General features: G+C 42.3%; 23 protein-coding genes. 4 read left to right on the top strand and 19 right to left on the bottom strand.

All coding sequences use genetic code 11. From position 1 onward, the window contains the following. Positions 1 to 60: 60 nt before the first annotated feature. Entirely contained in the window at positions 61 to 957 is an 897-nt protein-coding gene (gene fdhD / locus A1QC_RS00990) for a formate dehydrogenase accessory sulfurtransferase FdhD (protein WP_017025407.1), read from the bottom strand. A 189-nt stretch (positions 958 to 1,146) separates the two neighbouring features. Between fdhD and gmk the strand changes: the two genes are divergently transcribed. The 3 genes from gmk (at position 1,147) to spoT (ending at position 4,320) form a co-directional block, all read left to right on the top strand. Further along, positions 1,147 to 1,773 (top strand): guanylate kinase, encoded by a 627-nt coding sequence (gmk, locus tag A1QC_RS00985; RefSeq protein WP_017025406.1) that lies wholly within the window; start codon positions 1,147 to 1,149, stop codon positions 1,771 to 1,773. Positions 1,774 to 1,894: 121 nt separating this feature from the next. Continuing rightward, on the top strand, positions 1,895 to 2,167 hold the full coding sequence (rpoZ, locus tag A1QC_RS00980; protein WP_017025405.1) for a DNA-directed RNA polymerase subunit omega: 273 nt from the start codon (positions 1,895 to 1,897) through the stop codon (positions 2,165 to 2,167). 23 nt (positions 2,168 to 2,190) lie between these two features. Then, positions 2,191 to 4,320, top strand: coding sequence for a bifunctional GTP diphosphokinase/guanosine-3',5'-bis pyrophosphate 3'-pyrophosphohydrolase (spoT, locus tag A1QC_RS00975; protein ID WP_017025404.1), 2,130 nt, complete (start codon positions 2,191 to 2,193; stop codon positions 4,318 to 4,320). A gap of 109 nt (positions 4,321 to 4,429) precedes the next feature. Here the strand turns inward: spoT and A1QC_RS00970 are convergent, their stop codons facing one another. The 16 genes from A1QC_RS00970 to pilM all read right to left on the bottom strand — a co-directional run bounded on the left by A1QC_RS00970 (position 4,430) and on the right by pilM (position 20,415). Then, complete coding sequence (locus A1QC_RS00970) at positions 4,430 to 5,230, bottom strand: DUF1338 domain-containing protein (protein WP_017025403.1); 801 nt, start codon at positions 5,228 to 5,230, stop codon at positions 4,430 to 4,432. A 140-nt stretch (positions 5,231 to 5,370) separates the two neighbouring features. Beyond that, positions 5,371 to 6,387 carry an arginine N-succinyltransferase gene (astA, locus tag A1QC_RS00965; RefSeq protein WP_017025402.1) on the bottom strand — a complete coding sequence of 339 codons (1,017 nt, stop codon included), beginning with the start codon at positions 6,385 to 6,387 and terminating at the stop codon, positions 5,371 to 5,373. 169 nt (positions 6,388 to 6,556) lie between these two features. Beyond that, complete coding sequence (locus tag A1QC_RS00960; RefSeq protein ID WP_017025401.1) at positions 6,557 to 7,768, bottom strand: aspartate aminotransferase family protein; 1,212 nt, start codon at positions 7,766 to 7,768, stop codon at positions 6,557 to 6,559. Between the two features lie 229 nt (positions 7,769 to 7,997). Then, positions 7,998 to 8,582: an aminodeoxychorismate/anthranilate synthase component II gene (locus A1QC_RS00955; protein WP_017025400.1), complete on the bottom strand. Its 585-nt coding sequence runs from the start codon at positions 8,580 to 8,582 to the stop codon at positions 7,998 to 8,000. 107 nt (positions 8,583 to 8,689) lie between these two features. Beyond that, on the bottom strand, positions 8,690 to 9,715 hold the full coding sequence (trpS, locus tag A1QC_RS00950) for a tryptophan--tRNA ligase (protein ID WP_017025399.1): 1,026 nt from the start codon (positions 9,713 to 9,715) through the stop codon (positions 8,690 to 8,692). A 151-nt stretch (positions 9,716 to 9,866) separates the two neighbouring features. Continuing rightward, the gene (locus A1QC_RS00945; RefSeq protein WP_017025398.1) at positions 9,867 to 10,553 is read right to left on the bottom strand and encodes a phosphoglycolate phosphatase; all 687 of its coding nucleotides are present in this window, start codon (positions 10,551 to 10,553) and stop codon (positions 9,867 to 9,869) included. Between the two features lie 145 nt (positions 10,554 to 10,698). Beyond that, entirely contained in the window at positions 10,699 to 11,370 is a 672-nt protein-coding gene (rpe, locus tag A1QC_RS00940; protein WP_017025397.1) for a ribulose-phosphate 3-epimerase, read from the bottom strand. Between the two features lie 110 nt (positions 11,371 to 11,480). Then, the gene (locus A1QC_RS00935; protein WP_017025395.1) at positions 11,481 to 12,305 is read right to left on the bottom strand and encodes a Dam family site-specific DNA-(adenine-N6)-methyltransferase; all 825 of its coding nucleotides are present in this window, start codon (positions 12,303 to 12,305) and stop codon (positions 11,481 to 11,483) included. A gap of 138 nt (positions 12,306 to 12,443) precedes the next feature. Then, positions 12,444 to 13,898 carry an AAA family ATPase gene (locus A1QC_RS00930; protein ID WP_017025394.1) on the bottom strand — a complete coding sequence of 485 codons (1,455 nt, stop codon included), beginning with the start codon at positions 13,896 to 13,898 and terminating at the stop codon, positions 12,444 to 12,446. Between the two features lie 97 nt (positions 13,899 to 13,995). Beyond that, positions 13,996 to 15,081, bottom strand: coding sequence for a 3-dehydroquinate synthase (gene aroB, locus A1QC_RS00925; protein ID WP_017025393.1), 1,086 nt, complete (start codon positions 15,079 to 15,081; stop codon positions 13,996 to 13,998). A gap of 24 nt (positions 15,082 to 15,105) precedes the next feature. Further along, the gene (gene aroK / locus A1QC_RS00920; protein WP_017025392.1) at positions 15,106 to 15,624 is read right to left on the bottom strand and encodes a shikimate kinase AroK; all 519 of its coding nucleotides are present in this window, start codon (positions 15,622 to 15,624) and stop codon (positions 15,106 to 15,108) included. Between the two features lie 250 nt (positions 15,625 to 15,874). Beyond that, positions 15,875 to 17,659, bottom strand: a complete 1,785-nt coding sequence (locus A1QC_RS00915; RefSeq protein ID WP_017025391.1) for a type IV pilus secretin PilQ — start codon at positions 17,657 to 17,659, stop codon at positions 15,875 to 15,877. Positions 17,660 to 17,695: 36 nt separating this feature from the next. Beyond that, positions 17,696 to 18,208 (bottom strand): pilus assembly protein PilP, encoded by a 513-nt coding sequence (locus tag A1QC_RS00910; protein ID WP_017025390.1) that lies wholly within the window; start codon positions 18,206 to 18,208, stop codon positions 17,696 to 17,698. Beyond that, the gene (locus A1QC_RS00905) at positions 18,205 to 18,789 is read right to left on the bottom strand and encodes a type 4a pilus biogenesis protein PilO (protein WP_017025389.1); all 585 of its coding nucleotides are present in this window, start codon (positions 18,787 to 18,789) and stop codon (positions 18,205 to 18,207) included. Before A1QC_RS00905 ends, A1QC_RS00910 begins: the two co-directional genes overlap by 4 nt. After that, positions 18,789 to 19,379 carry a PilN domain-containing protein gene (locus A1QC_RS00900; protein ID WP_017025388.1) on the bottom strand — a complete coding sequence of 197 codons (591 nt, stop codon included), beginning with the start codon at positions 19,377 to 19,379 and terminating at the stop codon, positions 18,789 to 18,791. Before A1QC_RS00900 ends, A1QC_RS00905 begins: the two co-directional genes overlap by 1 nt. Further along, positions 19,369 to 20,415 carry a type IV pilus assembly protein PilM gene (gene pilM, locus A1QC_RS00895; protein WP_017025387.1) on the bottom strand — a complete coding sequence of 349 codons (1,047 nt, stop codon included), beginning with the start codon at positions 20,413 to 20,415 and terminating at the stop codon, positions 19,369 to 19,371. The genes A1QC_RS00900 and pilM overlap by 11 nt, the downstream gene beginning before the upstream one ends. A gap of 172 nt (positions 20,416 to 20,587) precedes the next feature. On the opposite strand from pilM, the gene A1QC_RS00890 reads away from it, so the two are divergent. Further along, entirely contained in the window at positions 20,588 to 23,155 is a 2,568-nt protein-coding gene (locus A1QC_RS00890) for a penicillin-binding protein 1A (RefSeq protein ID WP_017025386.1), read from the top strand. 104 nt (positions 23,156 to 23,259) lie between these two features. On the opposite strand, the gene oxyR is transcribed toward A1QC_RS00890, so the two are convergent. After that, a complete protein-coding gene (gene oxyR / locus A1QC_RS00885; protein WP_017025385.1) occupies positions 23,260 to 24,147 on the bottom strand; it encodes a DNA-binding transcriptional regulator OxyR in 888 nt (295 codons plus the stop codon). A gap of 319 nt (positions 24,148 to 24,466) precedes the next feature. Continuing rightward, positions 24,467 to 26,596 (bottom strand): FUSC family protein, encoded by a 2,130-nt coding sequence (locus A1QC_RS00880; RefSeq protein ID WP_050990327.1) that lies wholly within the window; start codon positions 26,594 to 26,596, stop codon positions 24,467 to 24,469.

Below are 26,596 nucleotides of genomic sequence, written 5' to 3'. Positions count from 1 at the left end.
CGTACAGCGTTCTGCCTTTTTACTTTCCACGACTAGGCTTTATTACTCTTAGTTACTGATTCATATTACTGACGACTCAGGCTTCACAATCAATCGCTCAGGGTAAGTATACGCATCAGCGCGCCCGGGGCGGCAAAAACCCACCAAGGTTAAATTCGATTGTTGCGCCAATTCGACAGCCATACTGGTCGCCGCTGAAATCGCCAGTAGCACTTCAATTCCTGCACTCACCGTTTTTTGCACCATTTCAAAACTGGCTCGACTGGTCACTAAAATCGCGCCACCACTGAGCTTATTTCTCACTATGTGCCCAACCAGTTTATCCAAAGCAATATGACGGCCAATATCTTCACGTACTGCCAGCACCTCACCATGTGACGAAACGTACGCCGCAGCGTGAGTCGCCCCGGTGATTTGGTTCAACAATTGTCGCTGATTCAGCTGTTGTAAAATGCCATCTATTTTTTGCCAAGGAAGAATAGTGGTATGAGCAAGAGACGGTAAAGTGCGCACAACATGATCTAAACTTTCAGAGCCACAAATACCGCAGCCTGTTCGCCCAGCCATACTTCGACGCACTTGCTTTAAGCGCTCAATGCATCGATTTGAAAGCGTGATATGTAATTCCATGCCCTTAGCGGAGTTGACCAATGTAATGTCATGAATATCACGAGCATGATCAATAATGCCTTCCGATAAAGAAAAACCAATGGCTAAATCTTCTAAGTGCTTAGCTGTACACATTAATACCGTATGTGAAATACCGTTATACATCAAAGCAACCGCGGTTTCGGTAGCAAAGTTTTCTTGTTGTGGATCCGCACTTTCTGGTAATTCATCGTTATGACGAAACCGCATGACAGGAGACGTCACAATGACATCGTGCAGTGAAGAGGGAAAAATAGCGTTATTGGACGGTTCAGACATACGGTCATCTAACTTAGCGATACACGACATTAGTATACCCAAGTCACCTCAAGATGCGAGTTTCACTAACGCTGAAATAACACTCACAGGATTCAAATCAGGATCGGCTTATGCTACTCTTCGCTCCCCTTTTTTTATCCTTATGGTTTTAGTGCATATTGCAAATGTTCGCAATCCACTAAAATGCTAATGATGATACCCAACAAAAGTGAATAGATAATGGTCGGTAAAGGTACACTTTATATTGTTTCTGCTCCAAGCGGCGCAGGTAAATCGAGCTTGATTTCAGCAATGTTAGAAAAGAACCCTAACTACGCGATGAAAGTCTCTATCTCTCATACCACTCGAGATCAACGCCCTGGCGAAGAAGATGGAGTACATTATCACTTTGTTGAAAAACAACATTTTCTTGAACTCATGGATCAAAATGTATTTCTTGAGCATGCCGAAGTGTTTGGTAATTATTACGGGACTTCCCGCGTTTGGATTGAAGAAACGCTCAATAAAGGAATTGATGTTTTCCTCGATATTGATTGGCAAGGTGCACGCCAGATCCGCAAGCAAATGCCACAAGCGAAAGGCATCTTCATTTTACCGCCATCCAATGGTGAACTAGAGCGTCGTTTAAACACTCGAGGCCAAGACAGTGAAGAAGTCATTGCTGGCCGTATGAGCAAGGCAAAGTCGGAAATATCTCATTATGATGAATACGATTACCTCATTATCAATGATGACTTTGACGCTGCATTAATGGACTTCAAAGCCATTATTCGTGCTGAGCGCTTAAAACAAGATAAACAAGCGGTTAAATATAACGGCATGTTGAAAGCCTTACTGTCTGAATAGTCGACAGTTTTTCTTTCTTTTTACACAAATAATCGGGCAAGTGTCTTATTGCTAGAATCTCTAGCGTTAAGGCTGTATAATTTCCCGTCATTCTAAATAAAATTCACTAATTGGAGTCATCATGGCACGCGTAACTGTCCAAGACGCTGTTGAAAAAGTCGGTAACCGTTTCGACCTAGTCCTAATTGCGGCTCGCCGCGCTCGTCAAATGCAAACTGGCAACAAAGATGCATTGGTTCCTGAAGAAAATGATAAGCCAACGGTTATCGCTCTACGCGAAATCGAAGAAGGTTTAATCACTAAAGAAGTATTGGACGCACGTGAGCGCCAAGAACAACAAGAACAAGATGCGGCAGAACTAGCGGCAGTAAGCAGCATCGTTCACCACCGTTAATTTTTGATTCTGGGCGGATAACATTGTACTTATTTGAGAGTTTAAAGGCTGTAGCCCAAGAATATTTACCAGAGTCTCAACTTGAGACTCTGAGTGAAGCCTTTGTGGTTGCAAGAGATGCCCACGAAGGACAAAGCCGATCAAGTGGCGAACCTTATATCATTCACCCCGTTGCGGTTGCCCGTATTCTGGCGGAAATGCATTTAGATAACGAAACCTTAATGGCCGCGTTATTGCATGATGTAATTGAAGATACCGAGGTCACCAAAGAAGACCTAGCGAATCAATTTGGCGAAACCGTTGCTGAATTGGTCGATGGCGTGTCTAAACTTGATAAACTCAAATTCCGCGATCGTAAAGAAGCTCAAGCTGAAAACTTCCGCAAAATGATCTTAGCCATGGTGCAAGACATTCGCGTGATATTAATTAAGCTTGCCGACCGTACTCACAACATGCGCACTCTTGGCGCATTACGCCCAGACAAGCGTCGCCGTATCGCACGTGAGACGCTTGAGATTTTCTCCCCTCTTGCTCACCGCTTAGGTATACACAACATTAAAACTGAACTCGAAGAGCTTGGTTTTGAAGCCCTGTACCCGAATCGTTATCGTGTTCTCAAAGAAGTCGTGAAAGCGGCTCGTGGTAACCGTAAAGAAATGATTCAGCGAATTCACAGTGAAATTGAAGGCCGACTGCTCGATGTAGGTCTGAAAGTTCGAGTATTAGGTCGCGAGAAAAATCTTTATTCCATCTACAACAAGATGCGCTCTAAAGAGCAACGTTTCCATACCATTATGGATATCTATGCTTTTCGCGTAATCGTAGATACACCAGACACTTGTTACCGAGTGCTTGGTCAAGTACACAACTTGTATAAACCTCGCCCTAGCCGCATGAAAGATTATATTGCGGTACCGAAAGCGAACGGTTATCAATCATTACATACGTCAATGGTCGGCCCTCATGGCGTCCCCGTTGAAGTGCAGATCCGTACTGAAGATATGGATCAAATGGCAGACAAAGGTGTCGCGGCTCACTGGTCTTATAAAGCCCACGGTGAAAGCTCTGGCACAACGGCACAAATTAAAGCGCAACGCTGGATGCAAAGCCTACTTGAATTGCAGCAAAGTGCGGGTAACTCATTTGAGTTTATTGAAAACGTTAAATCGGATCTCTTCCCTGATGAGATTTTCGTCTTCACTCCGAAAGGCCGCATTATTGAATTGCCAGCTGGCGCAACCGCGGTTGATTTTGCTTATGCGGTGCATACCGACGTAGGCAATACCTGTGTCGGTTCGCGCGTTGATCGCAATCCATACCCATTAAGCAAGTCACTGAAAAATGGCCAAACCATTGAAATTATCAGTGCGCCGGGTGCTCGTCCAAACGCAGCATGGCTCAACTATGTGGTCACTTCGCGCGCTCGTACTAAGATCCGCCAAGTACTGAAAACAATGCGCCGTGAAGAATCTGTTGCCCTAGGCCGACGCTTGCTGAACCACGCTCTTGGTGAACAATCGATTAGTGATATTAGCCAAGAAAATATTCAACATGTGCTTTCTGATCTTAAACTGAAATCGATAGATGAACTGTTGGCCGCCATTGGATTAGGCGAGTTAATGAGTATTGTGATCGCTCGTCGATTACTTGGTGACGCTGATGAGTTAACTGAAATGGATTCGCCAGATGATCACTCTTCCTCTTCTAAGAAGAAACTACCGATTCGTGGCGCAGAAGGTATATTGCTGACTTACGCGAAATGTTGTCACCCAATTCCGGGTGATCACATTATTGCTCACGTTTCACCCGGCCGTGGCTTAGTGGTTCACCGTGAAACCTGTCCAAATATTCGTGGTTACCAAAAAGAACCTGAACGCTATATGGCGGTAGAATGGTCAAAAGATTTTGACCAAGAATTCATTACCGAATTGAAAGTGGATATGCAAAACCGTCAAGGTGCTCTGGCTGATTTAACCAACGTAGTCGCATCAACTGGATCGAATATTCATGGTATTGCCACTGAAGAGCGAGATGGCCGTTTATATACCATCTCCCTATTGCTCACTACGAAAGATCGTGTGCATTTGGCAAGTATTATGAAGCGCATTCGAGTCATGCCTCATACTCTAAAAGTACGTCGTTCTCGTAATTAAATACGGCTAATAAGCGACTCATTTCTCGTGACTTAAAATACACTTTTACAGTCACGAGAAGCAAACACCTAAATAACCTCTTCTAAATACCCCCTGTAAGTTCCACTATCTACATGTTCGTACTTTCAAAGATCTTATCCGCGGATGCGGTAACAAACCCTTGGTACAACTCGCCGCTGTCTTCCACAGCAAAACGTTTCGCAAACTCGTAGAACCCACCAGGAATGAATAGCTCACCATCGCTAAACTCAACCGGCACTTTATCAGCGAGTGTCGAAGATTGCTGTAAACCCACCTCTTCACTGCCTTTAACATCACCACCAGACTGATTCATTTCAAAGTTATGCCACACTAAGAAATCGTTCACCTGTTTCACATCCATAAAGCCTGCTAAGTGATTAACGCTCACGGTAAAGTGATTAGCACCAAAACCATGTGCTGCAACCCATGCTGCGTATTCACTTTCTTGCGCTAACGTTTGATATTGCTCTTTAGTAATACGCCAAGGACGACCTTGATATAAAAATGCCTGATTATCGGTGTATTGTTGGGGCAAATCATGCACCAAAGATTCGACGATTTGGTTTAATTCGTCAGAACATTTAGGCAAACATAACTCGCTAATAAATACTTTCGGGTAATTAGGATCAGGATGCTGATAATGATGTGCATAGAGCTTTTTCACTTCAAAATGATACTCACCAGCCTGTTCATAGCCCAGTGCTTGGAAATGTTTTGCCAATTGATTCAAACCTAATTTAGCGCCTGAAAAAGTACGCAGCGCAATATGGTCATTCATCAATTTATCGCTTTTTTGGCTCAACAACTTCTGCACTTTAATTGCAGATGGGCACAAACGCTCGGTGTAATCTTGCCAAAGGTGCTCAAAAAGATCTTCTACATTAGACATGATGTTCTCTCCAATTTGGCTTGCTTAGTTAACAAGCCTTTATAATCATTACTTTGACTATAGTTCAACCGCTATAATCAGCCTCAAACACACGATTTTTTAATAGAAAACTGACAAAGCGCGTCTCTCACTCATCCGCGTCAATTCAATAACAAACGTACTAAATCACCATTTTCTACCAATAAATGTTTGGCTACTTCAGGGTGAATAAAGGCGGTATTTTGTTCTGAGTCATAAGCGACTTTAGCCATTAATGCCCGAAACTCACTTAATTTAGTATTGGACATCAAATAGGTGTGTGAAGAGGAATGCTGGCGAATCTCAACCTTTGCCACAAAAGATTGCTGAATCGATTTAATATGGTCACGATCGCATTCAACCGTTGGCCCTGCATCAAAAATATCGACATAACCTCGACAAGCAAAGCCTTCTTTCTCAAGTAACCTCAGCGCAGGTGCGGTGTATTTATGAACTTTGCCAATCACCGCTTGAGCTTCAGGGCTTAATAAATTGACGTAAATTGGCAATTTAGGCATGAGATCGGCAATAAAACCTTTATTACCCGTACCAGTTAAGTAATCGGCTAAGGTGAAATCTATAGAGAAAAAATGTTGCTGTAGCCATTGCCAAAACGGTGAATTCCCATCGTCATCACTCACCCCTCGCATTTCTGCGATCACGGTTTGAGAAAAACGCTGCGGAAATTGCGCCATCATTAAAAAACGGCATTTAGACATCAAGCGACCATTGAGTCCAACACGATAATCAGGCAATAAAAATAACGTACAAATTTCACTGCAACCGGTGTAGTTATTGCCCAGTGTTAATACTTGAACTTCATTGCGAACGTTTAATTTATTGGAGCTGTGGACGACCTTACTGATGTGGTAACTGTAAGAAGGCACTTCCCAACCAATAGAAGATTCAATGGCGGTTGTCCCGACAACTTGATTGGTCTCGGTATCGACCGCCACCATTAAGTAGCTTTCATTATCAGGCTGTTCGGTGTGCTTTAAAAAACTGTCAACGGAAGCTTCAATACGTTTGGTTAACAGTTCTTGGTTGACCGGTAATGACGTAAAGCCATGGCCGGATGCTTCTGCGCATTGGTAAAGTGCATCGTAATCAGATCGTTGAATTGGACGAATTACTAACATGACGCCTCCCTCTTAATTGAGGAGTATGAGCAACATCGTGGTTGCTCTTATTTTTATAATAGAGTGAAGTCACCTAAGTAACATTAAAAGTAAATTACTTAGGTGTATAGCCAAGGCAAAACGGACTTGGCGCTTCAATTGTTTTTAATATAATGACCCACTATTGTCATTATAGAAGAGAGGCAATCGCTTGATCGAGCTTAGCTAAGCCCTGATCGATCTCATTTTTAGTAATCACTAGCGACGGTGTGAAACGCACCACATTGGCACCTGCCACTAACAGCAGTAAACCATTGTTGCCTGAAGCGACTAAAATATCACGAGCTCGGCCTTGCCATTCTTGGTTCAGTTCAGCCCCAATTAATAAACCTTTGCCGCGAATATCAGCAAAAATATTATATTTATCATTAAGTGCTGCTAACCCTTCTTTCAGCCAAGCTTCTCTTTCTTTTACGCCTGCAAGAATGGCCGGTTGGCTAATGTAATTCACCACCGCATCCGCCACTGCGCAAGCAAGTGGATTACCACCATAAGTTGAACCATGCACACCAACTTTCATGTGTTGTGCAAGCTCAGTGGTGGTTAGCATTGCGCCAATTGGAAAGCCACCACCTAAGGATTTTGCGGTTGAAAGAATATCAGGCGTAACACCCAAACCTTGGTAAGCATAAAACTCACCCGTACGACCATTACCAGTCTGCACTTCATCGAAGATCAATAGCGCGTTGTGTTGATCGCAAAGATCTCGCACTGCTTGAGCAAATTCATTGGTTGGTGATAAAACCCCGCCTTCACCTTGCAATGGCTCCATCATCACAGCACAGGTCTTATCTGAGATGTGCGCCTTTAAGGCTTCGATATCGTTATAAGGCAAATGGGTAATGTCTCCTGGTTTTGGTCCAAACCCATCAGAATAAGCGGGTTGTCCACCGACCGTCACAGTAAAGAAAGTACGACCATGGAAGCCTTGAATAAAGGCAATGATCTCGGTTTTTTCTTCACCATGAGTTTCTTTTGCCCAACGACGCGCAAGTTTCAATGCCGCTTCATTCGCTTCAGCACCAGAGTTCGCAAAAAAGACTTTTTCAGCAAAGCTCACTTCTGTCAGTTTTTTAGCAAGACGTAACGCTGGCTCATTGGTCATCACATTACTTAAATGCCAAATTTTATGAGCTTGTTCGGTTAACGCTTCTACCATCACAGGGTGACAATGACCTAAACAACTCACTGCGATACCACCAGCAAAATCGATATACTCTTTACCCTCTTGATCCCAAATAACAGAACCTTGACCGCGCACTGGAATCATCTCCATTGGGCTGTAGCAAGGCACCATGACTTCGTCAAACAAACTTCTTTGTACTTGCGTATTCACTGACATCCCTAATCCTTGTTTATTTTATAACCATGCACTTAATTTATATAAGTCACCACAGTTATTCAATGATTTTAAATTCACTAAAATTAAATATTTAGTCAAAATTGCACGTTAAATGAAAATAAAAATTCATTGACTTTGTGCTATGAGATAAGGATAGAGGATCTTTTACCAAGGGGAAAATGTAATTTTCAAGGTTGTGGATGAATTAACGTTTCCGTAACTTTTACCGTTAAACTTCACGTTTCAAAAAATTCTTTAAAATTTGGTGGCCTTGTTCCGTCTTGATCGATTCAGGATGAAATTGCACCGCATCAATCGCCAAAGATTTATGCTGATAACCCATAATTTCATCCATGTCACCATTGGGTAATGTTGTCCATGCAGTAAGCTCAAAGCAATCAGGTAGACTGTCAGTTTGCACCACTAATGAATGGTATCGAGTAACCGTAAGGGGATTATTCAAGCCTTGGAAAACGCTCTTTCCGGTGTGCATGATTGGCGAGGTTTTACCATGCATCACCTTTTTGGCTCGCACCACTTTCCCACCAAACACTTGAGCTATCGCTTGATGGCCAAGACACACGCCAAGAATCGGTAACTTGCCAGCAAAGTGCTCGATTGCGGCTAATGAAATACCCGCTTCATTTGGGGTGCATGGGCCGGGGGAAATCACTAAGTGAGAGGGATTTAATGTTTCAATACCCGCAATATCAATTTCATCATTACGCACCACTTTAACCTCACAACCTAACTCACAAAAGTATTGGTAGAGGTTATAAGTAAACGAGTCGTAATTGTCGATGATCAATAACATTCAGCTTATCTCTGGGCATATAAAAACCGCCAGATTTTAACGTCTGACGGTTTAAATAGATAGTCATTAAATATGAATGCTATGGGGTTATCGCTTCAATATGAACGTTATAACCAAGAAGCACGGCTAACAAAGCCTACCGCTTGATACGCTTGCTTTAGCATTACAGAGGCTTTCTCTGATGCTTTCTCTGCGCCCACTTTCATCACCTCATTCATATACGCTTGGTCAGCACGAATACGATGATATTCCGCTTGAATAGGTTCCAACATGGCAACCAAAGCTTCACCAACATCTTTCTTAAATGGACCATACATTTCAACGCCTTGGTATTTTGCTTCAATCTCTTCAAAGCTCATACCGGTCGCTGCCGAATACAGACCCATTAAGTTAGAAATACCGGCTTTGTTTGCCACATCGTGCGCAATACGCGGCGGCATCTCAGCATCGGTTTGCGCTTTGTTGATTTTTTTCAAAATCGATTTTGGATCTTCCAATAAGGTGATCACGTTTTTGCGGTTATCGTCTGACTTCGACATTTTCTTAGTCGCATCTTGCAAGCTCATGACACGCGCATTCACGGTTGGAATAAACGGTTCTGGAATTTGGAAGATTGGCGATTCAGGGCTGTAAACGTTATTAAAACGGTTAGCAATATCACGCGCTAATTCTAAATGCTGCTTTTGATCGTTACCTACCGGTACTTGATGTGCACCATAAAGCAAAATATCGGCAGCCATCAATACTGGGTAAGCAAATAAGCCCGCGTTGACATCATTAGCATAACGCTGCGATTTATCTTTAAATTGCGTCATACGATTTAATTCACCCATTTGGGTGTAACAGTTAAGAAGCCAACCAAGTTGAGCATGTTCCGGTACGTGTGACTGGACAAATAACGTGCTCTTCTTAGGGTCAACACCAACTGCAAGACAAATAGCTAAGGCATCTAACGTTGCTTCATGCAAAGCTTTTGGATCTTGACGTACAGTAATTGCGTGTAAATCTACCACACAATATTGGCAGTCGTAATCATCTTGCATTTGTTGCCATTGACGTAGAGCACCCAAGTAGTTACCAATACTCAGTTCACCTGATGGTTGAACACCACTTAATACGATGGGTTTGCTCATGCTTCTTTTCCTTATCATGCCCTTTATGGGTCAAATTAAAATTAATGCCTGCTCTCTTTGCTTAAAGTGCAAAAATAGCAGGCATTTCAGTTTACTGATCTAGACCGGTTTGACTAGCGTTTTATCCGGCTAATGTTTGCTTTCAATCGATTTATTGAGAAACGGCTAACACATCCAACATCTCAGCAATATTATCCGCGACAAAGTCCGGCGCTGAATCTGAAATTGGCTCGCCGTGGTTGTAGCCATAGGTTAATGCAAACGAATGACAGCCTGCATTTTTCGCCGCTAAAATATCATTTTTTGAATCGCCCACCATTAACATCTGCTCTGGCGTCACTTGGTGTTTGTTTAATAGCCAGTTTAATGCCATTGGATCCGGTTTCTTTTGTTCAAAAGTATCACCGCCAATCACATCAACAAATAAATCCGCAATACCATGCTGAGCTAAAACGTCTGGTACAAACTTGGATGGCTTATTCGTTACAAGAGCTAATTTGAAACCTGAACCATGCAAAGCCTTCAACGTATCTGTCACGTTAGCGTATAAATGGCTTAATTTATGGCCACCTTGCTGGTAAAAATCATCAAAACGAATTCGAGCTTCTTTCCAAACATCAGTATCTAACGCTTGATCGACAACAATATTACGGCTTAACGCACGGCCAATTAAAATATCAGCGCCATTCCCCACCCAGTCACGTACTTCTTCTTCACTGACTGAAGGAAAACCTAAACTTTGTACTGTTTGATCTGCCGCCACGGCTAAATCTGGAACGCTATCTAATAAGGTGCCATCTAAATCGAATGCAATTAATTGAATGTCTTGTAATGCCATAACCCAATCCATTTGTACTCGTCTTACTGCAAGATTGCTAATGCGGGTACGATTAATAAAAAAGAGGCTTGAGTGTATCTCAAGCCTCTCCTTCATGACAAATCAAATCCCAAAAGGCGATTAGCCCCTTTGATTAATTTTCTGATTATTTTACTTTTGCTAATTCTGCGCGCATTTGATCAACCACTTCTTTGTAATCGGGTTGATTGAAAATCGCTGAACCGGCCACAAACATGTCCGCGCCTGCTTCTGCAATTTCACGGATGTTTTCTACTTTTACGCCGCCATCAATTTCAAGACGGATATCATAACCACTTTCATCAATACGTTTACGTACTTCACGCAGTTTGTCTAAAGTAGCCGGAATGAACGATTGACCGCCAAAACCAGGGTTTACAGACATCAGTAAAATCATATCGATTTTGTCCATGATGTAATCAAGGTGATGAAGTGGCGTTGCAGGGTTAAAGACCACACCCGCTTGGCAGCCATTTTCTTTGATGAGCTGCAAAGTGCGATCTAAGTGCTCAGTGGCTTCCACATGGAAAGTGATCATAGTTGCGCCTGCTTTAGCAAACTCAGGCACAATCGCATCCACCGGTTTCACCATAAGATGCACATCGATTGGCGCAGTAATGCCGTAATCACGTAAGGCTTTACAAATTGGCGCACCAAAGGTCAGGTTAGGCACGTAATGGTTGTCCATGACATCAAAGTGAACCACGTCTGCACCAGCAGCGAGTACTTTTTCAACATCTTCGCCTAAACGAGCAAAATCAGCAGATAAAATCGATGGTGCAATCAAAAAGTCTTTCATGGCGAACTCCAAGTATGGCCTAAATCAATTGAGCGAAATTGGGCGCAAGTTTACCCAAGCAAACGATTATATACAAATAAGAATGGATAAAGAGGGGAAGTTCCTAGCCCTTAGTCACGCTTAGCATCAAACAGCGCAAGCAACTCATCGACTTTATTTCGACCCGCACCATTACGACTAATGGTACGTTTCACTTTTACTACATTTAACTGTGCGCCTTTATACAAGCGGCGAGTTAACGCGGTATCATGATTTGAGATGAGAACAGGGATATCTCGGTGCTGCGCTGCGTGCTCTGCGATGCTGGCTAGTTCAGCTTGATCATCAAGCGAAAAGCCATTTCCCGCATACGAGGTAAAATTACTGGCTTGTGCTAATGGTGCGTAAGGAGGATCGCAATACACGACACATCCTTTACGAGCCCGAGCAAAAGTTTGCGGGTAGCTTTCGCAGACAAACGTGGCTTTCTTGGCTTTGTCGGAGAAATTGAGCATTTCTTTTTCAGGAAAGTACGGTTTTTTATACGAACCAAATGGCACATTAAAACCACCTTTTTTGTTGTAACGGCATAAGCCATTAAAACCAAAGCGATTCATGTATAAAAATGCTAATGATCGGAAAAGAATATCATCGGTGGCATTAAAATCCGCACGAACGCCAAGATAAACTTCTTTACGATTATATTCAGGGGTAAAAAAACGTTCGGCCTCACTAATAAAGAGATCTGGTTTCTCTTTTAGTAAGTTATACAGGTTGATCAGATCGGGGTTGATATCTGCAAGTAGATATTGGTCATAATCGGTATTCAAAAAGACAGAGCCAGCGCCTACAAAAGGTTCCACTAACTTTCTACCTTCAGGTAGGTGACGTTGAATATCTTCAACTAAACCGTATTTACCGCCTGCCCATTTGAGGAAAGCTCGCTGCTTCTTCATGAATTCTACTACTCACCGACACAATTATTTTCACCAACCCATCTAACGATTCGATGGGCTGAGGAATGTAACATATTTCAGCTCTGGGTGTTTGTTCTTTTGTACTCAAAATCTATATTAAAACGACTTAAATAGAGGTTATTGAACACGCTCAATCTCTTGATGCACTTGTGCCATTGATTTCGGCCATGGCAGTTCTTTTTGCAACTCTAAAGGTAATTCTTGCCCGGCTTCACGGCTTTCCTTTATGGAGGAGAAATCTTGATATGTCACAATATACCAAGGTTTTTGGTTGCGGATCGTTTTATACACTCGTACTTTATCTTCTAACTTGTGAGTTTTGATAAAGTGTATTGTGCTTTGCTCATCTGTAAGCGCACCAAGTTGCAACGTATAACGTTGTTCTGAAATATCCATAAGCTCTTGATTAGCTAAAACTAAACCTGATGTCGAATTGATCGCTGATTTTAGTTTAGTTGCTGGTTCAGGTTTATCACCGGTTACTGGCTCTTTATTTGTAGTTGAAGGTACTGCCTTTTTCGCATCTTTAGGCGCATCGCCATCCATTAAAGCATCGATTACATTGGAAGGCACTACCACGCGTTTTTGATCAGAAGCTGATAAGTCTCCAACGGTTAAGGTATCCCCCGTGACCGACTGGGGTAAATTAGAAGCATCGTATGCATTCTTATCCTTTCCATCCGTTTCAGCTGAAACTGCAGATGACACAGCAGCACTCACTGTGTTTAAAGGGAGGTCACGATTGGCGTTTTCCGCTTGTACTTCAGATTGTTGTAAGGTTACATCATCGACTAATTGATCTTGCATACGAGCTTGATAACTGGCCCACCATGACCAAGCGCCCATGGTGATCAGTAAAACAATTAACGCAATTAACAGGTAACGAATCCAAGGTGAACCATGATATTTCTGATGGTTTTCTAGCGCCAGTAAATCGGATGGCCAATTTTCAATGCGACTAGCAGTTTGATAAATTTCATCACGCTTTTTAGCCGAACTAATATTCGGCATCACCAATTGCTCAAGAAAGCGGTTGGCTTCATCGTTAGTTAAAGGCTGAATAACCAAAGATTTAATATCTAGATTTGATGTTTCTTCAACTAAAACTTCATCAATAGTGTTTGGCTTAGCAAACACCATAACATTAATTTGCCAAAGTGGATGATGCTGAGCCGCCACGACTAATTCACACAGTTCGTGTAATAGGTTGGGTGCTAATAACTCTGCATCATCAACAATAATCGTAGCATTGCATTCTTGTTCTTTTCGGTAGGCTTCTAAGCTTTGTAGAAGTGTTTCTTCGCCGATACAAAAGCTGTCAGACAATAGTTGGCTCATCAACACGCTGCGTTGTTGATCGACAGATTGAGAGGGTAAACAAATAAGAAAAGAAAGAGTTTGGATTTCTTTGTCAGTATCTAAGAAACGTTGCGCGATCCATGATTTACCTGAACCGGGCTCCCCTTCAACCAAAATGACATTAGAGTGAAAACGAGTAAATAACTGCAAGCCTTCTAGTATTTCAGCTTGCGATTCTAATTGCACCAATCCTGCACCATGAATCACACTCATTTTCACCCCTATCCTAACAAAGAAAAACCATCATATTACGCTAAAAATATCATGCTAAACATTTACTTATGTCAGTAAATCCAAAGAAATAAGCCATTTATTGACGACAATCTTCAATCGCTTTAGCAATCATATCATCACTGGTATTCGCTAACACTTCCGCACTTCCAATACCGGTTGGTAAAATAAGGCGTAATTGACCAGCAAGGACTTTTTTATCTCGCATCATATGCTTAATAAAATCATCATAGCTCATGGTTTCAGGAGTATGAATCGGCAATTGAGCTCTCACTAACAAAGTTTGTATACGTTCAACTTGTTGTTGAGTAAGCAAACCTCGTAACAGTGATGTTTTGGCTGCCATCATTGTTCCAGCAGCAACCGCCTCACCATGTAACCAGTTGCCATAACCCATTTCAGCTTCAATAGCATGCCCGTAAGTGTGGCCTAAGTTAAGCAATGCACGAACACCCGACTCTTTTTCATCTGCGGCGACGACATCCGCTTTAATTTGGCAACAGCGCGCAATGGCATAGCATAAAGTTGCATTATCCAACTCAACCAACTTCTGCACATTCTCTTCTAACCAAGTAAAGAAATCAGCATCAATAATAATGCCGTATTTAATCACTTCAGCCATCCCTGCTGCGAATTCTCGATCGGGTAATGTATCAAGGCAATCGGTATCAATAATGACAGATTTAGGCTGATAAAAAGCCCCAATCATATTTTTACCTAAAGGATGATTTACCGCTGTTTTCCCCCCAACAGAAGAGTCAACTTGAGACAATAATGTGGTTGGTACTTGAATAAAATCGACACCACGCTGATAGCAAGCGGCAGCAAACCCAACTAAATCCCCAATAACACCGCCACCAAGAGCCACTAACACCACATCACGGCTATAATTACCTTCCAGTAAATAGCTCATAATAGTATTAAAGGTTTCTAGGCTCTTGTATTGCTCACCATCCGGTAGCGTTAGCAAATCCACTTGGCATTCAAGTGCTTGCAATGTAGTGATGAGGCGATCAGCATAAAGCGGTGCGACCGTTTCATTGCTAATCACAACCACTTTTTGTTTTGCTTTAAGATGTGAGAAAAGCGCTGGATTAGTTAATAATCCAGCGCCAATAGAGATAGGATAGCTGCGCTCACCGAGATCCACGTTTATCCGTTCCATGGTTTGGGTCTCCTAAGCTGTAGGCTAGTTTTCTTCTAGCATTTTAACAATAAGATTAGCGACAACTTTTGCACTTTGATCATCAGTACGTACCGTATAATCGGCAATTTCTTCATAAAGCGGATTACGTTCTTGTGCTAAAGCTTCTAACACTTCACGTGGTTGATCCGTTTGAAGTAATGGACGCTTTTTATCACGATTCGTACGTGCTAATTGCTTTTCAATCGTCGTTTCAAGATACACAACAACACCGCGAGCTGATAAACGATTGCGATTATCTTTGCTTTTTACTGAGCCACCACCGGTCGCCAGTACGATACCTTGTTCTTGGGTTAAATCATCAATTACAGCTTCTTCGCGAACGCGGAAGCCTTCTTCACCTTCAACATCAAATACCCAACTGATGTCAGCACCAGTTCTGTGCTCAATAACCGTATCAGAATCTAAAAACTCCATGTGCAGCTGCTGAGCTAGATGTCTACCAATTGTACTTTTGCCGGCGCCCATTGGGCCAACAAGAAAAATATTGCGTTTTTCGGCCATGTTTAGCAGTAATTCAACGTTAATTTAATGAAATTGCCATCCGATATCGCTCTCACACTCACACTTAAATTCAAGCGCAGGCTAAGTCAGACATCATTGTGGCACCAAATTCCTCACAGATAATTCGTGATCAGACCTGAAATTATCTAAGTATGGTGCCACTAATGCAACTTTAATTTCACTTAGAATGTATTTAATCTCAGAATCTGCATATTCAAGCACATTCAAAGCGACACTCTAAGCCCATTTTTTACTGTAAGATCACCTTAGGCGTTACGAAGATCAACAGCTCACTCTTACCATGATTCTCATAGCTACGACGGAACAAAGCGCCTAAATATGGAATATCGCCAAGTAATGGCACTTTATCCACACTGGTTTGTACCGAATGCTGATAAATACCACCTAAAACCACCGTTTCGCCATTATCCACAAGCACTTGAGTGCCGATGCGCTGAGTATCAATTGACACAGCTTCACCATCGCCGGTTTTCACCACGGCACCCGGTCTATCTTGAGTAACACTCAAATCCAATACCAAGCGGTTATCAGGCGTGATCTGTGGCGTTACCTTTAAACTTAGCACCGCTTTTTTAAAGCTAACCGATGTAGCGCCACTGGAAGAAGCTTCTAAATAAGGGATTTCACTACCTTGTTCAATGTAAGCCGGTTGTTTATTAGTGGTAATTAAACGAGGGCTAGAAATGATTTCTGCTTTCGACTCGGCTTGCAGCGCAGAAAGTTCTAAATCCAATAAGGTTCCTGAGCTTAATTTCGCCACTTGGAAAGCAATGCTAGAGGCATTCGCACTGGTCGCGGCTAAGTTCACGTTAAGGAAATCATCAATGCCGATAGTATCTCCAGTTGATGCCCCACCTTGCACCACGGTACTTTCAATACTACCTGCGGTGGAGAAAGATCCATTCGTTTCAGCAACTCCCCAACGAATACCAAGGTCTTGCATATTCCCTTCGTTAACGGTCACGATACGCGCTTCAATTTGCACTTGTTTAACCGGAATATCTAACGATTCAACAATGCCTTTGATGATCTCGATGTTTGTCGCTAAATCGCGAATTAATAATGAGTTCGTACGTTCATCAACGGTAATATTACCTCGACTGGTCAGCATGCTCACTTCACCTTCACCGCCAATCATCATGGCAATGTCTGAAGCTTTGGCAAAGTTAATTTGCAACAACTCTGAACTTAAATCGCCCAACTCTTCTTCCATTCGAGCTTGCTCTAAGCGCACTTTTTGTTGCTCATCCAATTCGGCTTTTGGCGCTACTAGCACAACGTTACCTTCAACGCGCTTATCAAGCCCCTTTGCTTGTAAAATAATATCAAGCACTTGTTGCCAAGGAACATCATCCAAACGCAAAGTTAAATTACCGGTTACCGAGTCAGATACGACCAAGTTAAAGCCATTATAATCAGCAATTAACTGCAAGACATTTCGAACTGGAATATCTTGGAAGTTAATTGAAATCAGCTTATTTTTAGCATCTAAAGCATTCTTTTGTTTAGGTGAGCTGCTGATTTCCTTGGGTTTAACTTCCGTAATCGTAATTTCTAATAATTTACCTTTTAAGCGGTAGTCATAAGTAAATTTGCCACTTATCGCTGCTTGAAGGCGAGTATTTTGATCGTCACGAAAAACTTCAACCGTACTCACCGAGGTAGAAAAATCCTTCACGTCGATCACATATAAGTTATCGTCACTCACCTTCGTTTTGATCAGCTCAATATTAAGGCCTTGGCTATTTTGTTTGATATCAACAGCTGAAGCCGACGAGGAGAGTTTAACGATGATCACCCCTTCTTTTTCTTTATTTAGTCGAAAATCCAACCCTAAGAATTCATTTGAAAAACTCTCATTTTTAGATGCATTTTGAGTTGTAGTTGGAACGGAATCAGTCGTTGTCGTGGCAGCAAACGCAGTCTGTCCAGTTAATAATAAACAAGCCATAATACCGCTTGATATCAAAGCAAGTGGGCGGCTCAAACCTGTACGCGTTAATCCTTTATGCATAATTTAATACTCAATTATTATATTCACGTTTGTGCTTTATTTCAGAGCTAACTTAACGTTTCGCTGCTGCCAACACCCCAAACCATCCGGTAAGGTTTCCTTTATCAAAATATATTGCGATGTCACTTCAGCTACCTTGCCATTGTTCAAGCCAACGTATTCACCTTGTTGAACTTTTAACACGGTACCTTGCGGTGTTTGAACTAAACCAGAAACCTTGCCTTTACTTCCCATAACCCCTCGCAAGTTCAATTGCTCGAGTGGGAATTTCTCAAGTGGCCCGGTTTTACTGCGCTGCCCTGGCTGCCAACAGTTTTGCTTTAACCTTGGCTGATTAGCAATTATGGCGACTTCAGGCAGCACAAATGGAGAACGGTCATGGTTTGCTGTGAAGATTGTGGCCACGAACGGTTGCTCCGGTTCTAATTGTGCAATGTCTTTACGGGATTGATTTTCAACCTGAGTGATAAAGGTTTTAATCGAGTCATCTGAGCTCTCACACCCTGCCAGTAAGCTAAGTGGTAGAAGAATCCAAGTGCGCTTTATCATTTGGTTTCCTCCGGCTTAAACTGATAGGTGTAAGCTCTTACACGAAAGTGCAGCGTGCTACTTTCCTGACTGACACGTTGAAAATCGACATCATGCAAACTAATAATTCGAGGCAACTTAGCAATCGCTTCTGAGAACTGTCCGATATTGTCATACGCCCCTGTGAGCTCAATATTAAGAGGTAATCGATATAAGAATTCTTGTACTTGTTTCTCACCCCAATCCACACGAGTAAAATTCAAATCACTTTTAATTCCCAAGTCATTTACAGACGACAACATGCTTGCCAATTCTTTTTGCACCGGCAATTGTTTCAATAAGTATTCATAACGAGTATTTAGCTCATCCAATTGCGCTTGCAGTTGCGGCAAGGCGGCAACTTTTGCGGCTTTAATACGGACAGAGCTTTTTAGCGTAACTTCTTGTTGGCGGATTTGCTCCAGCTCATCATGTTGCGGAACCAGATAAAACCACACCCCAACCACTTGAAGAACTAGAATTAGCGCACCAATTGCTAACAATTGAGGTAATAACGGCCACTCGGGCATGTCATCAAAATCTAAATCTCGAAAGTCGACCATTACTTAGCCCCCTTAGCCGCAGTTTCCACATCTAAATCCGTTTCAGCCGGAGCAAAACGAAACGATAATTTGAAGCTCTGGAATTTCTTACCAAATAAAACTTTGCCTGAAATAATGGAATGCATTTCCACTTCCGATAACCAATGCGAACTTTCAAAGTTATCCAACATGGTTGCTAAGCGTGAGGTGCTATCGCTCACCCCAGACATTTCAATATCTCGACCATTCATTTTAATTTTGTCGACATACACCCCTTCAGGTACTAAGTCCGGCATCAAATTCATAAAGTCAGTAGTCTTGTTACGCTCATTTTGCAGAGACTCTACCAACTGTAAGCGCGTTAAAATGGATTTATGTTTTGCTTCAATCTCTTTTAAATTAACCAATTGTTTATCAAGCTTAGTAATATAAGTTTTTAACTCTTGGTTGCGGCTTTGTTGCTTGGATTTCAAATGGTCTATGTACAAGCTCCCAAACCATTGCAACGCAACAGCAAGTAATACGCCTAAAACCACCATTCCATAGAAACGTTGTTTGTATTCTGCTCGCTTTTCTTCCCGCCACGGCAGCAGGTTAATATCATGCAACATGATCCCCCCTTTCCCACTGAAGGCCACGTATTGCCAAACCAGCGGCAACACTAAATGTGCACGCCTCCAAACCGTCTTTATTTTTTTTATACTTACCTTGAAGAAGTTGCAGTGGGTCAAGGATTTCAACCGGTAAAGCAAGTTGTTGCGACAACATTTCATCAATACCAAGCAAGCACGCCCCACCGCCAGTGATCCACAAGCCTTCAATTTTTTGTTGCTGATTAACCGAACCATACAAGCTAATTTGGCGCGTTAATCTTTCAGCAAGATCGGTCGCAAATTCATCGGATTGATCGTTAATGGTGTGGGTGACGTCTTGATCTGGATTTAACTGTGGCTCATTCACACCAGAAGAAGCCAGAGCATTGGCTTCCATCGACTGAGTACCAAAAGGCAGATCTTTATAATAAGCAGGACGACCTTGCGGCATGATACAAATCGAAGTTTGCGTTAAGCCGATATCAACCAATAGCCAATTTTTCTTAGGCTCATCCAATTTCGCCGCCAATTGCCATACTCGCAATAAGCCATGAGCTTGAATATCCATCACCAAAGGTTTAAATCCGGATTTTTTTACCGCATCGACACGGCTTTCAATCACTTCTTTTCGAGTGGCATAAACTTGATAGGTCGCCGTTGGAGAGCGTTTTAAGGTTTCTTGTTCAACCTTGACATAATCTAGGCTGAGATCTTCCACTGGAAATGGCGATTGCTGACCAAACACTTGATGAATGGCAAATTCTTTTTCTCTGTCATCAAGTTCGCTATCGATGTGCAATACTTTACTGATAACGGCATTATCCGGAACGGCAAGCACGACATTACGAGTCATCATGGGTAATTGTTTTTTCAACTCTTTGAGTTTTTTGACAATGCCTTGATGATCGAAGGTATGGTTTTCTGAAAAAATAGCCCCTGTTGCTGGTACTTCCGTGTAACTGACCAGTTCAAACAGTTCTCCTGCGGGTTTCATAACCACAGCTTTAATACTGTGGTGACCGATATCGATACCTGTGACTAAAGATTTACCCATATTACAAGGCTCCAGCTAGAGGAATAATCACTCTAAAAAGGTTGGATTAATAAACAAATTGATTTAAATAACTCAAAAGTTAAGAACGCAATTTTTTAGCTGTATGCTAATATATGCACCTACTGTACAGGTGTTTATATCGACACATCCTCATTCAATCAGGGAATATCCGGTGAAGTTCATAAAGCCATTGCTTATTTTTTCATTCATTTGCATGATTCTTGGAGTGACAACGATTTTTGGGTTCTATTACTACCTAAAACCGCAGCTCCCAGATGTCGCAACATTGAAAGACGTACAACTGCAAACCCCAATGCAGGTTTTCAGTCAAGATGGCAAATTAATTGCCCAGTTTGGTGAAAAACGACGCATCCCATTAAAGTTGGATGAGATCCCTCTAAAAATGCAGGAAGCTTTCATTGCAACCGAAGATAGCCGTTTTTATCAACACTATGGTATTGACCCTATTGGTATTGCACGTGCTGCGGTTGTGGTTGCGATTTCCGGATCGGCCAAACAAGGGGCGAGTACCATTACTCAGCAACTTGCACGTAACTTCTTCTTGTCGAATGACAAAAAGATCATGCGTAAAATTAAAGAAATCTTCATTGCGTTGCACATTGAACAAGTGCTGAACAAGCAGGAGATTTTAGAGTTATACCTTAATAAAATTTATCTTGGCTACCGTTCTTACGGTGTCGGGGCTGCCTCTTTAACCTACTTTGGTAAAGAGCCTAAAGATCTGACATTAGGGCAAATGGCGATCATTGCTGGTCTGCCAAAAGCGCCTTCCACCATGAACCCTATCTATTCAATTGATCGTGCGAAAACACGTCGTCATGTCGTGCTACTTCGCATGCTTGAAGAAAAGTACATTACTCAAGAAGAATTTGATGCGGCAGATGCTGAACCGATTGATGGCGAATATCATGGCGCGGTCATTGAAGTGAATGCACCTTATGTTGCTGAACTGGCGCGTTCATGGGCCGTAAAACGCTACGGTGAAGAAGCATATAGCTCTGGCATGCAGATTTACACTACCGTCAAATCAAACTTACAAGAAGCAGCTAATGAAGCAGCTATCGGCAATTTACTTCGTTATGATGAACGCCATGGCTACCGTGGACCTGAAGCTGTCGCTTGGAAAGCAACGGATACTGCCTTCACACAAGAGCAAATGGATGCCTACCTGAAGAAACAGCCAACGTTTGGTTTAATCCGCCCGGCATTAGTGACCAGTGTTTCTCAACGCTCAGCAACGGTTTATATTAAAAACCGTGGCACGCAAACCATTGAGTGGGATGGAATCAAATGGGCTCGTAAGTATATCAATGACCGACGCCAAGGTTTCGCCCCTAAGAAAGCGACCGACATATTAGAAGCAGGGCACCAGATTTGGGTTCGACCTATGGGTGTCTTAGAAGACAAACCCGCGGAAGAAGAAACTGAAAATTTACTAACCAAAGCAGGTACAGAAGCGGCAGATGCTGCGGATACACATGAAAACCTGACTTGGCAGTTAAGCCAAGTGCCCATTGTGAACACCGCTTTTGTCGCGTTAAACCCTGAAGATGGCGCAGTATTGTCGTTAGTCGGTGGCTTTAACTTTGTACACAGTAAATTTGACCGTGCAACGATGGCCAATCGACAAGTTGGCTCCAGTATTAAGCCTTTCATTTATTCAGCAGCATTGGATAAAGGTTTAACCTTAGCCACCTTAATAAACGATGCACCCATCAACCAGTGGGATAAAGGCCAAGGCACTGCATGGAGACCGAAAAACTCACCACCGACTTACCTAGGCCCAACCATGTTGCGTCAAGGCTTAGCACAATCTAAAAACGTCATGGCGGTACGTACTCTACGCCGTGTCGGTTTAGATGATATGTTAGATTATCTTCCTCGCTTTGGTTTTGACCGAGATAAATTGCCTCGCTCTGAAACGATTGCATTGGGCGCTGGCAGTTTAACGCCTATCAAAATGGCTCAAGGAATTTCGGTATTTGCTAACGGTGGTTACTATGTCGAACCTTTCTACATCGATCACGTCAATAACCCTTATGGCGATTTGGTGTTCCGTTCGAATCCAACTCGCGTTTGTACCAGCAATTGTTCTTCCGACCCAATCACCATTGATGATAAAGGGACACAAGAAGCGCCAAAATATGCAGAAAAAGTTATTTCTCCACAAACGGCATTCTTGGTTCGCCAAATGATGTACAGCAATGTTTGGGGTGGCGGTAATTGGAGTAATGGTACCGGCTGGAATGGTACCGGCTGGCGTGGCCAAGCACTTGATCGTCGTGATATCGGTGGTAAAACCGGTACAACGAACGATTCTGTCGATACTTGGTATAACGGTTATGGCCCAGGCATTGTGGCGAGTACATGGGTTGGGTTTGATGGTGCAAACCGACCTTTAGGGTATACTGCAGCTAACCCTAACTTTGACCGTAAAGATCAATACAATGGTGGTGAGTCTGGCGGTACGACCGCTCAACCAGCGTGGGTAGACTTTATGAAAGTAGCCTTAAAAGGCGTACCAGAGCAACCATTAGATCTGCCACCGGGAATCATCCGTGTGCGTATTGATGTCAACTCTGGCTTACTCACTAAGAAAAATGATAGTTCTTCAATGTGGGAATACTTTGATGCTGGCACCCAACCCACTGAGTATGTGTCAGATGACAGTGGAACCGATCTTTATACCGAAGATGCCGACGGCGACAGTCTGTTTTAAATCTTCTTAATAAAAAAACAAGGGCCATCAATAACGATGGCCCTTTTTTTATCTGGACTTTTTTTATCTGGAATAGATAAGTTTCATACAGTGTATAAGCAGAGTTATAGCACTACGGTTTCACCAATAAATTTAGTGAGCTGTTCGAATCGTTTTTTAAGTGGCGACCCCGGTCTATAGGTCAAGACGATTTGTCGACTTGGTGTTGGGTTTACGGCTTTAATATAGCTCACCCCATCTTTCATCTTCTCAGTAGGAACCGACAATTGCGGTAACAATGTGATACCGCCATCTGCCGCGACCATATTGCGCAATGTTTCTAAACTGGTCGCTTTAAATCTTTCATCATCACGCGCCCCAGCTGAAAAGCAAAAACCAAGCGCCTGATCTCGTAGGCAATGCCCATCTCCTAAAGATAAGACGGTTTTACCATCGAGTTTATCCATATCAATTTGTTCAAGTTCAGCCCACTCATGCGATTGTGGAACCGCTAAAACAAGTGGCTCATCAAATAAATTTAATTCAATAAAAGGTTCCGTTTCAGACACTGAAGCCAAAATAATGCAATCAAGACGGCCTTCTTCAAGCTGGCGCACTAATTGGCGAGTTTGCGCTTCATGTAAAAACAATTCAAGATCAGGAAAAGCTTTCTTCAAGGGTTGCACGATCATAGGCAAAAGGTAAGGTCCTACCGTTGGAATAAAACCAATATGCAGCGGCCCACTCATATCCTTTCCTTGCAAACTCGCCATTTCAGTGAACGTTTTCACTTCACTTAAAATGCGTTTTGCTTGTGCCACCAGCAGTAAACCTGAATCGGTAAACAACACTCGGCGACTGCTGCGCTCAAGCAAAGAGGTGCCTAATTCATCTTCTAATTTACGAATTTGCCCACTCAAGGTTGGCTGGCTAACAAAACACGCTTCCGCTGCTTTACGAAAGTGTTTATGTTCGGCCAAAGCAACAAGATATTCAAAATCACGAATATTCACAAAACTGCTCCATTGATAACGACTATCAATACAATAACACTGAACAATAATGTCTATCAAAAATAAATTTCTCATATCTTTGAATACTCAGAATAACCCTACACAACGTCTGCATTAAGATGAGATACACTCTGTGTAAGCAAATATAAATATCCTTATTAACAATATTAATATGTAATTAGGGTGAGTGAGCTTAGATAAGACAACTGTCGCTTGACGTTAAGCGGGGTATAAACAAAAACCCCGAATCCAATAAAGATTCGGGGTTATCTTATATTATCCAATAAGGATCAAATTAAGAAAAAGCAGCTATAACTTATCAGACGGTCGATTGCGGATTAAGTTCCACCACTTCTTCACTTATTTGATCAAATATATCTTGTTCAATTTGTTTCAGTGAACAATACAAACGCCAAACAATACCAGAAAACTCCCTCTCATTAAGGTGCTCCGATGTTGAAAAGGCATCGCTAATCCATAACAAGCATTGTAATGCTTGCTTAATTTTTTCAGCAGAATAGCAATATTGATGTTGCCATTCATGATTCATCAACCATGTTTGTTTTATCGATATTGAAAAAAATGCCTCGATAAAGACCGTTCTTATCAACTGCCTTGCCTGTTTTTCTCGTTCAGATATTTCCACTCTTTCTCGCAACTGCCACACAATATGATGGCAATTTAAAATGACGACACCTAAACGTAATAGCTCTAATTTACTGTCAATATCTTTACTTTGGCTGATCTGGTTCATTCGATGATAAACCAAAGATTCAAACTGCGAAGATTTTAATGGCGGCCTCTCACTCAATTGATCAATAAAATCTTCTTTTAGACTGCGAGCAAGCCGTAAATTTCGCCGTCTGTCCGAGCTGGGTTTTAATATTTGAAATGCTATGGCTGAAAACAACAAACCGACAATCTGAGCAATACCGCCATTCACAAAGCCTTGATAGTCGTATTCAGGCGGGTTAGTGACCGCCAATAATGAGCCCATAAATACGATTAAATATGCCCATAATACTGGATTGCGTACCGATTGGACTCTCAATAAATTCATGGTAAGCAACACCACAAACAGCAACACAGCAAACACTTCAAAACTATTAATTTGCACCAAGATGCCAAATTTTACGACAAAACAAGCCACAAACAGCATCACCAAGGCTCTTAGCATAATCAAAACATTGCTTACTGGTGATGGGGTAGATGCGTTTAACATTAAGCTCACCGCAGCTAACGTCACCGCAATTCCACCTTCATCCCATTGAGTTTGAATCCAAAATGCGCTGCATAGGAATAAACAAACGAAGGTTCTTAACCCGTTATATGCCGCTTCATAACTGTCGGTATGGGTTTTAACCCGAGCCGTTTTAGGCACCACGCCTAACGCACGTTGCCGAGAAGGGTCTGTTGATTCTAATCCTTGCAGCGTTTGTTCTGCACGTAAATATATCCAGCAGAATTGTTGTAACCTCTGCCAAAACGCATGGTAGCGGAAATCATCTCGTTGACTCGGTTTGAACGTCGCTAGAATTTTAGCAATATTGTATTGAGTGCTTGTCGGGCTTTTTAGCGCATGCAAAATATCTTCAAGTCTTTCTGATAAGCCTTCTGGAGGCGTATTCCAATTGACTAACATGCGTCGTAGACTGGATATTTGTGTTGTCATGCGCATTTGCTGATGCAGAAGATGATTCAAATATTGATCTTGGCTACGAAGTTGATGATGACTCCAATAAGCTTGAATTCGTAATAAATTCATCGATAGGATCTGACTGATCACTTGCTCATGCGATTCACGGATCGGATCTTTGAGATCTTTATTGGCAACATCAGAATGCCATGCTTGTGGTTGTAATAATCGTTCAAAATGATCGGTTAAGCTGGTCTGCATCCCTCTTAAACTCGACAACAAAGCCGTACCATCAGAGGTACTTGGCAAAACCATCATCATAAAACCACTACACAAAATACCGATGATCACCTCACCGACACGCGCTTGTGCAATTTCAAAAATAACCTCGCTGTCGGTCGAGTTCACCGCGCTATAAGCAATAATGGCAGCGGTATAGCCTGCTAATAAAAAAGCGTAAGACACATTATTTTGATAATGATTGGCAATATAAGTGCACACCCCCATCCAAGCTGACATGGTAATAATAAATAACCAAGGCTCATTCAAAGTTAGCCCTACGATTAAAAGCGCAGCAAATGCCCCGAATAAACTACCGACAATCCGCCCTAAACTTTTACTGATCACACCGCCAAAAGTCGGAAAGCTCACTACAGCTGCCGATGTCATCGCCCAATAGGGCTCACTCATTTGCAGTACGAATGCAATATATAACGCTAGAATTAATGCACAAGCATTACGAATAGCATAGCGCCATTGCACTCCGGTGGCCTTCCCCCAAGGTGTATTACGCCAATCTAACCAACTCAACAT

Origin of the sequence: Vibrio rumoiensis 1S-45 (genome assembly GCF_000286955.2) — a bacterium.
Taxonomy (GTDB): Bacteria; Pseudomonadota; Gammaproteobacteria; order Enterobacterales; family Vibrionaceae; genus Vibrio; species Vibrio rumoiensis_A.
This window is presented reverse-complemented; position numbering and strand designations above follow the sequence as displayed.

Coding starts and splice junctions, on each gene's coding strand:
- fdhD (WP_017025407.1), bottom strand. CDS start 957: ATGTCGTGTATCGCTAAGTTAGATGACCGTATGTCTGAACCGTCCAAT.
- gmk (WP_017025406.1), top strand. CDS start 1,147: ATGGTCGGTAAAGGTACACTTTATATTGTTTCTGCTCCAAGCGGCGCA.
- rpoZ (WP_017025405.1), top strand. CDS start 1,895: ATGGCACGCGTAACTGTCCAAGACGCTGTTGAAAAAGTCGGTAACCGT.
- A1QC_RS00970 (WP_017025403.1), bottom strand. CDS start 5,230: ATGTCTAATGTAGAAGATCTTTTTGAGCACCTTTGGCAAGATTACACC.
- astA (WP_017025402.1), bottom strand. CDS start 6,387: ATGTTAGTAATTCGTCCAATTCAACGATCTGATTACGATGCACTTTAC.
- A1QC_RS00960 (WP_017025401.1), bottom strand. CDS start 7,768: ATGTCAGTGAATACGCAAGTACAAAGAAGTTTGTTTGACGAAGTCATG.
- A1QC_RS00955 (WP_017025400.1), bottom strand. CDS start 8,582: ATGTTATTGATCATCGACAATTACGACTCGTTTACTTATAACCTCTAC.
- trpS (WP_017025399.1), bottom strand. CDS start 9,715: ATGAGCAAACCCATCGTATTAAGTGGTGTTCAACCATCAGGTGAACTG.
- A1QC_RS00945 (WP_017025398.1), bottom strand. CDS start 10,553: ATGGCATTACAAGACATTCAATTAATTGCATTCGATTTAGATGGCACC.
- rpe (WP_017025397.1), bottom strand. CDS start 11,370: ATGAAAGACTTTTTGATTGCACCATCGATTTTATCTGCTGATTTTGCT.
- A1QC_RS00935 (WP_017025395.1), bottom strand. CDS start 12,305: ATGAAGAAGCAGCGAGCTTTCCTCAAATGGGCAGGCGGTAAATACGGT.
- A1QC_RS00930 (WP_017025394.1), bottom strand. CDS start 13,898: ATGAGTGTGATTCATGGTGCAGGATTGGTGCAATTAGAATCGCAAGCT.
- aroB (WP_017025393.1), bottom strand. CDS start 15,081: ATGGAACGGATAAACGTGGATCTCGGTGAGCGCAGCTATCCTATCTCT.
- aroK (WP_017025392.1), bottom strand. CDS start 15,624: ATGGCCGAAAAACGCAATATTTTTCTTGTTGGCCCAATGGGCGCCGGC.
- A1QC_RS00915 (WP_017025391.1), bottom strand. CDS start 17,659: ATGCATAAAGGATTAACGCGTACAGGTTTGAGCCGCCCACTTGCTTTG.
- A1QC_RS00910 (WP_017025390.1), bottom strand. CDS start 18,208: ATGATAAAGCGCACTTGGATTCTTCTACCACTTAGCTTACTGGCAGGG.
- A1QC_RS00905 (WP_017025389.1), bottom strand. CDS start 18,789: ATGGTCGACTTTCGAGATTTAGATTTTGATGACATGCCCGAGTGGCCG.
- A1QC_RS00900 (WP_017025388.1), bottom strand. CDS start 19,379: ATGTTGCATGATATTAACCTGCTGCCGTGGCGGGAAGAAAAGCGAGCA.
- pilM (WP_017025387.1), bottom strand. CDS start 20,415: ATGGGTAAATCTTTAGTCACAGGTATCGATATCGGTCACCACAGTATT.
- A1QC_RS00880 (WP_050990327.1), bottom strand. CDS start 26,596: ATGTTGAGTTGGTTAGATTGGCGTAATACACCTTGGGGGAAGGCCACC.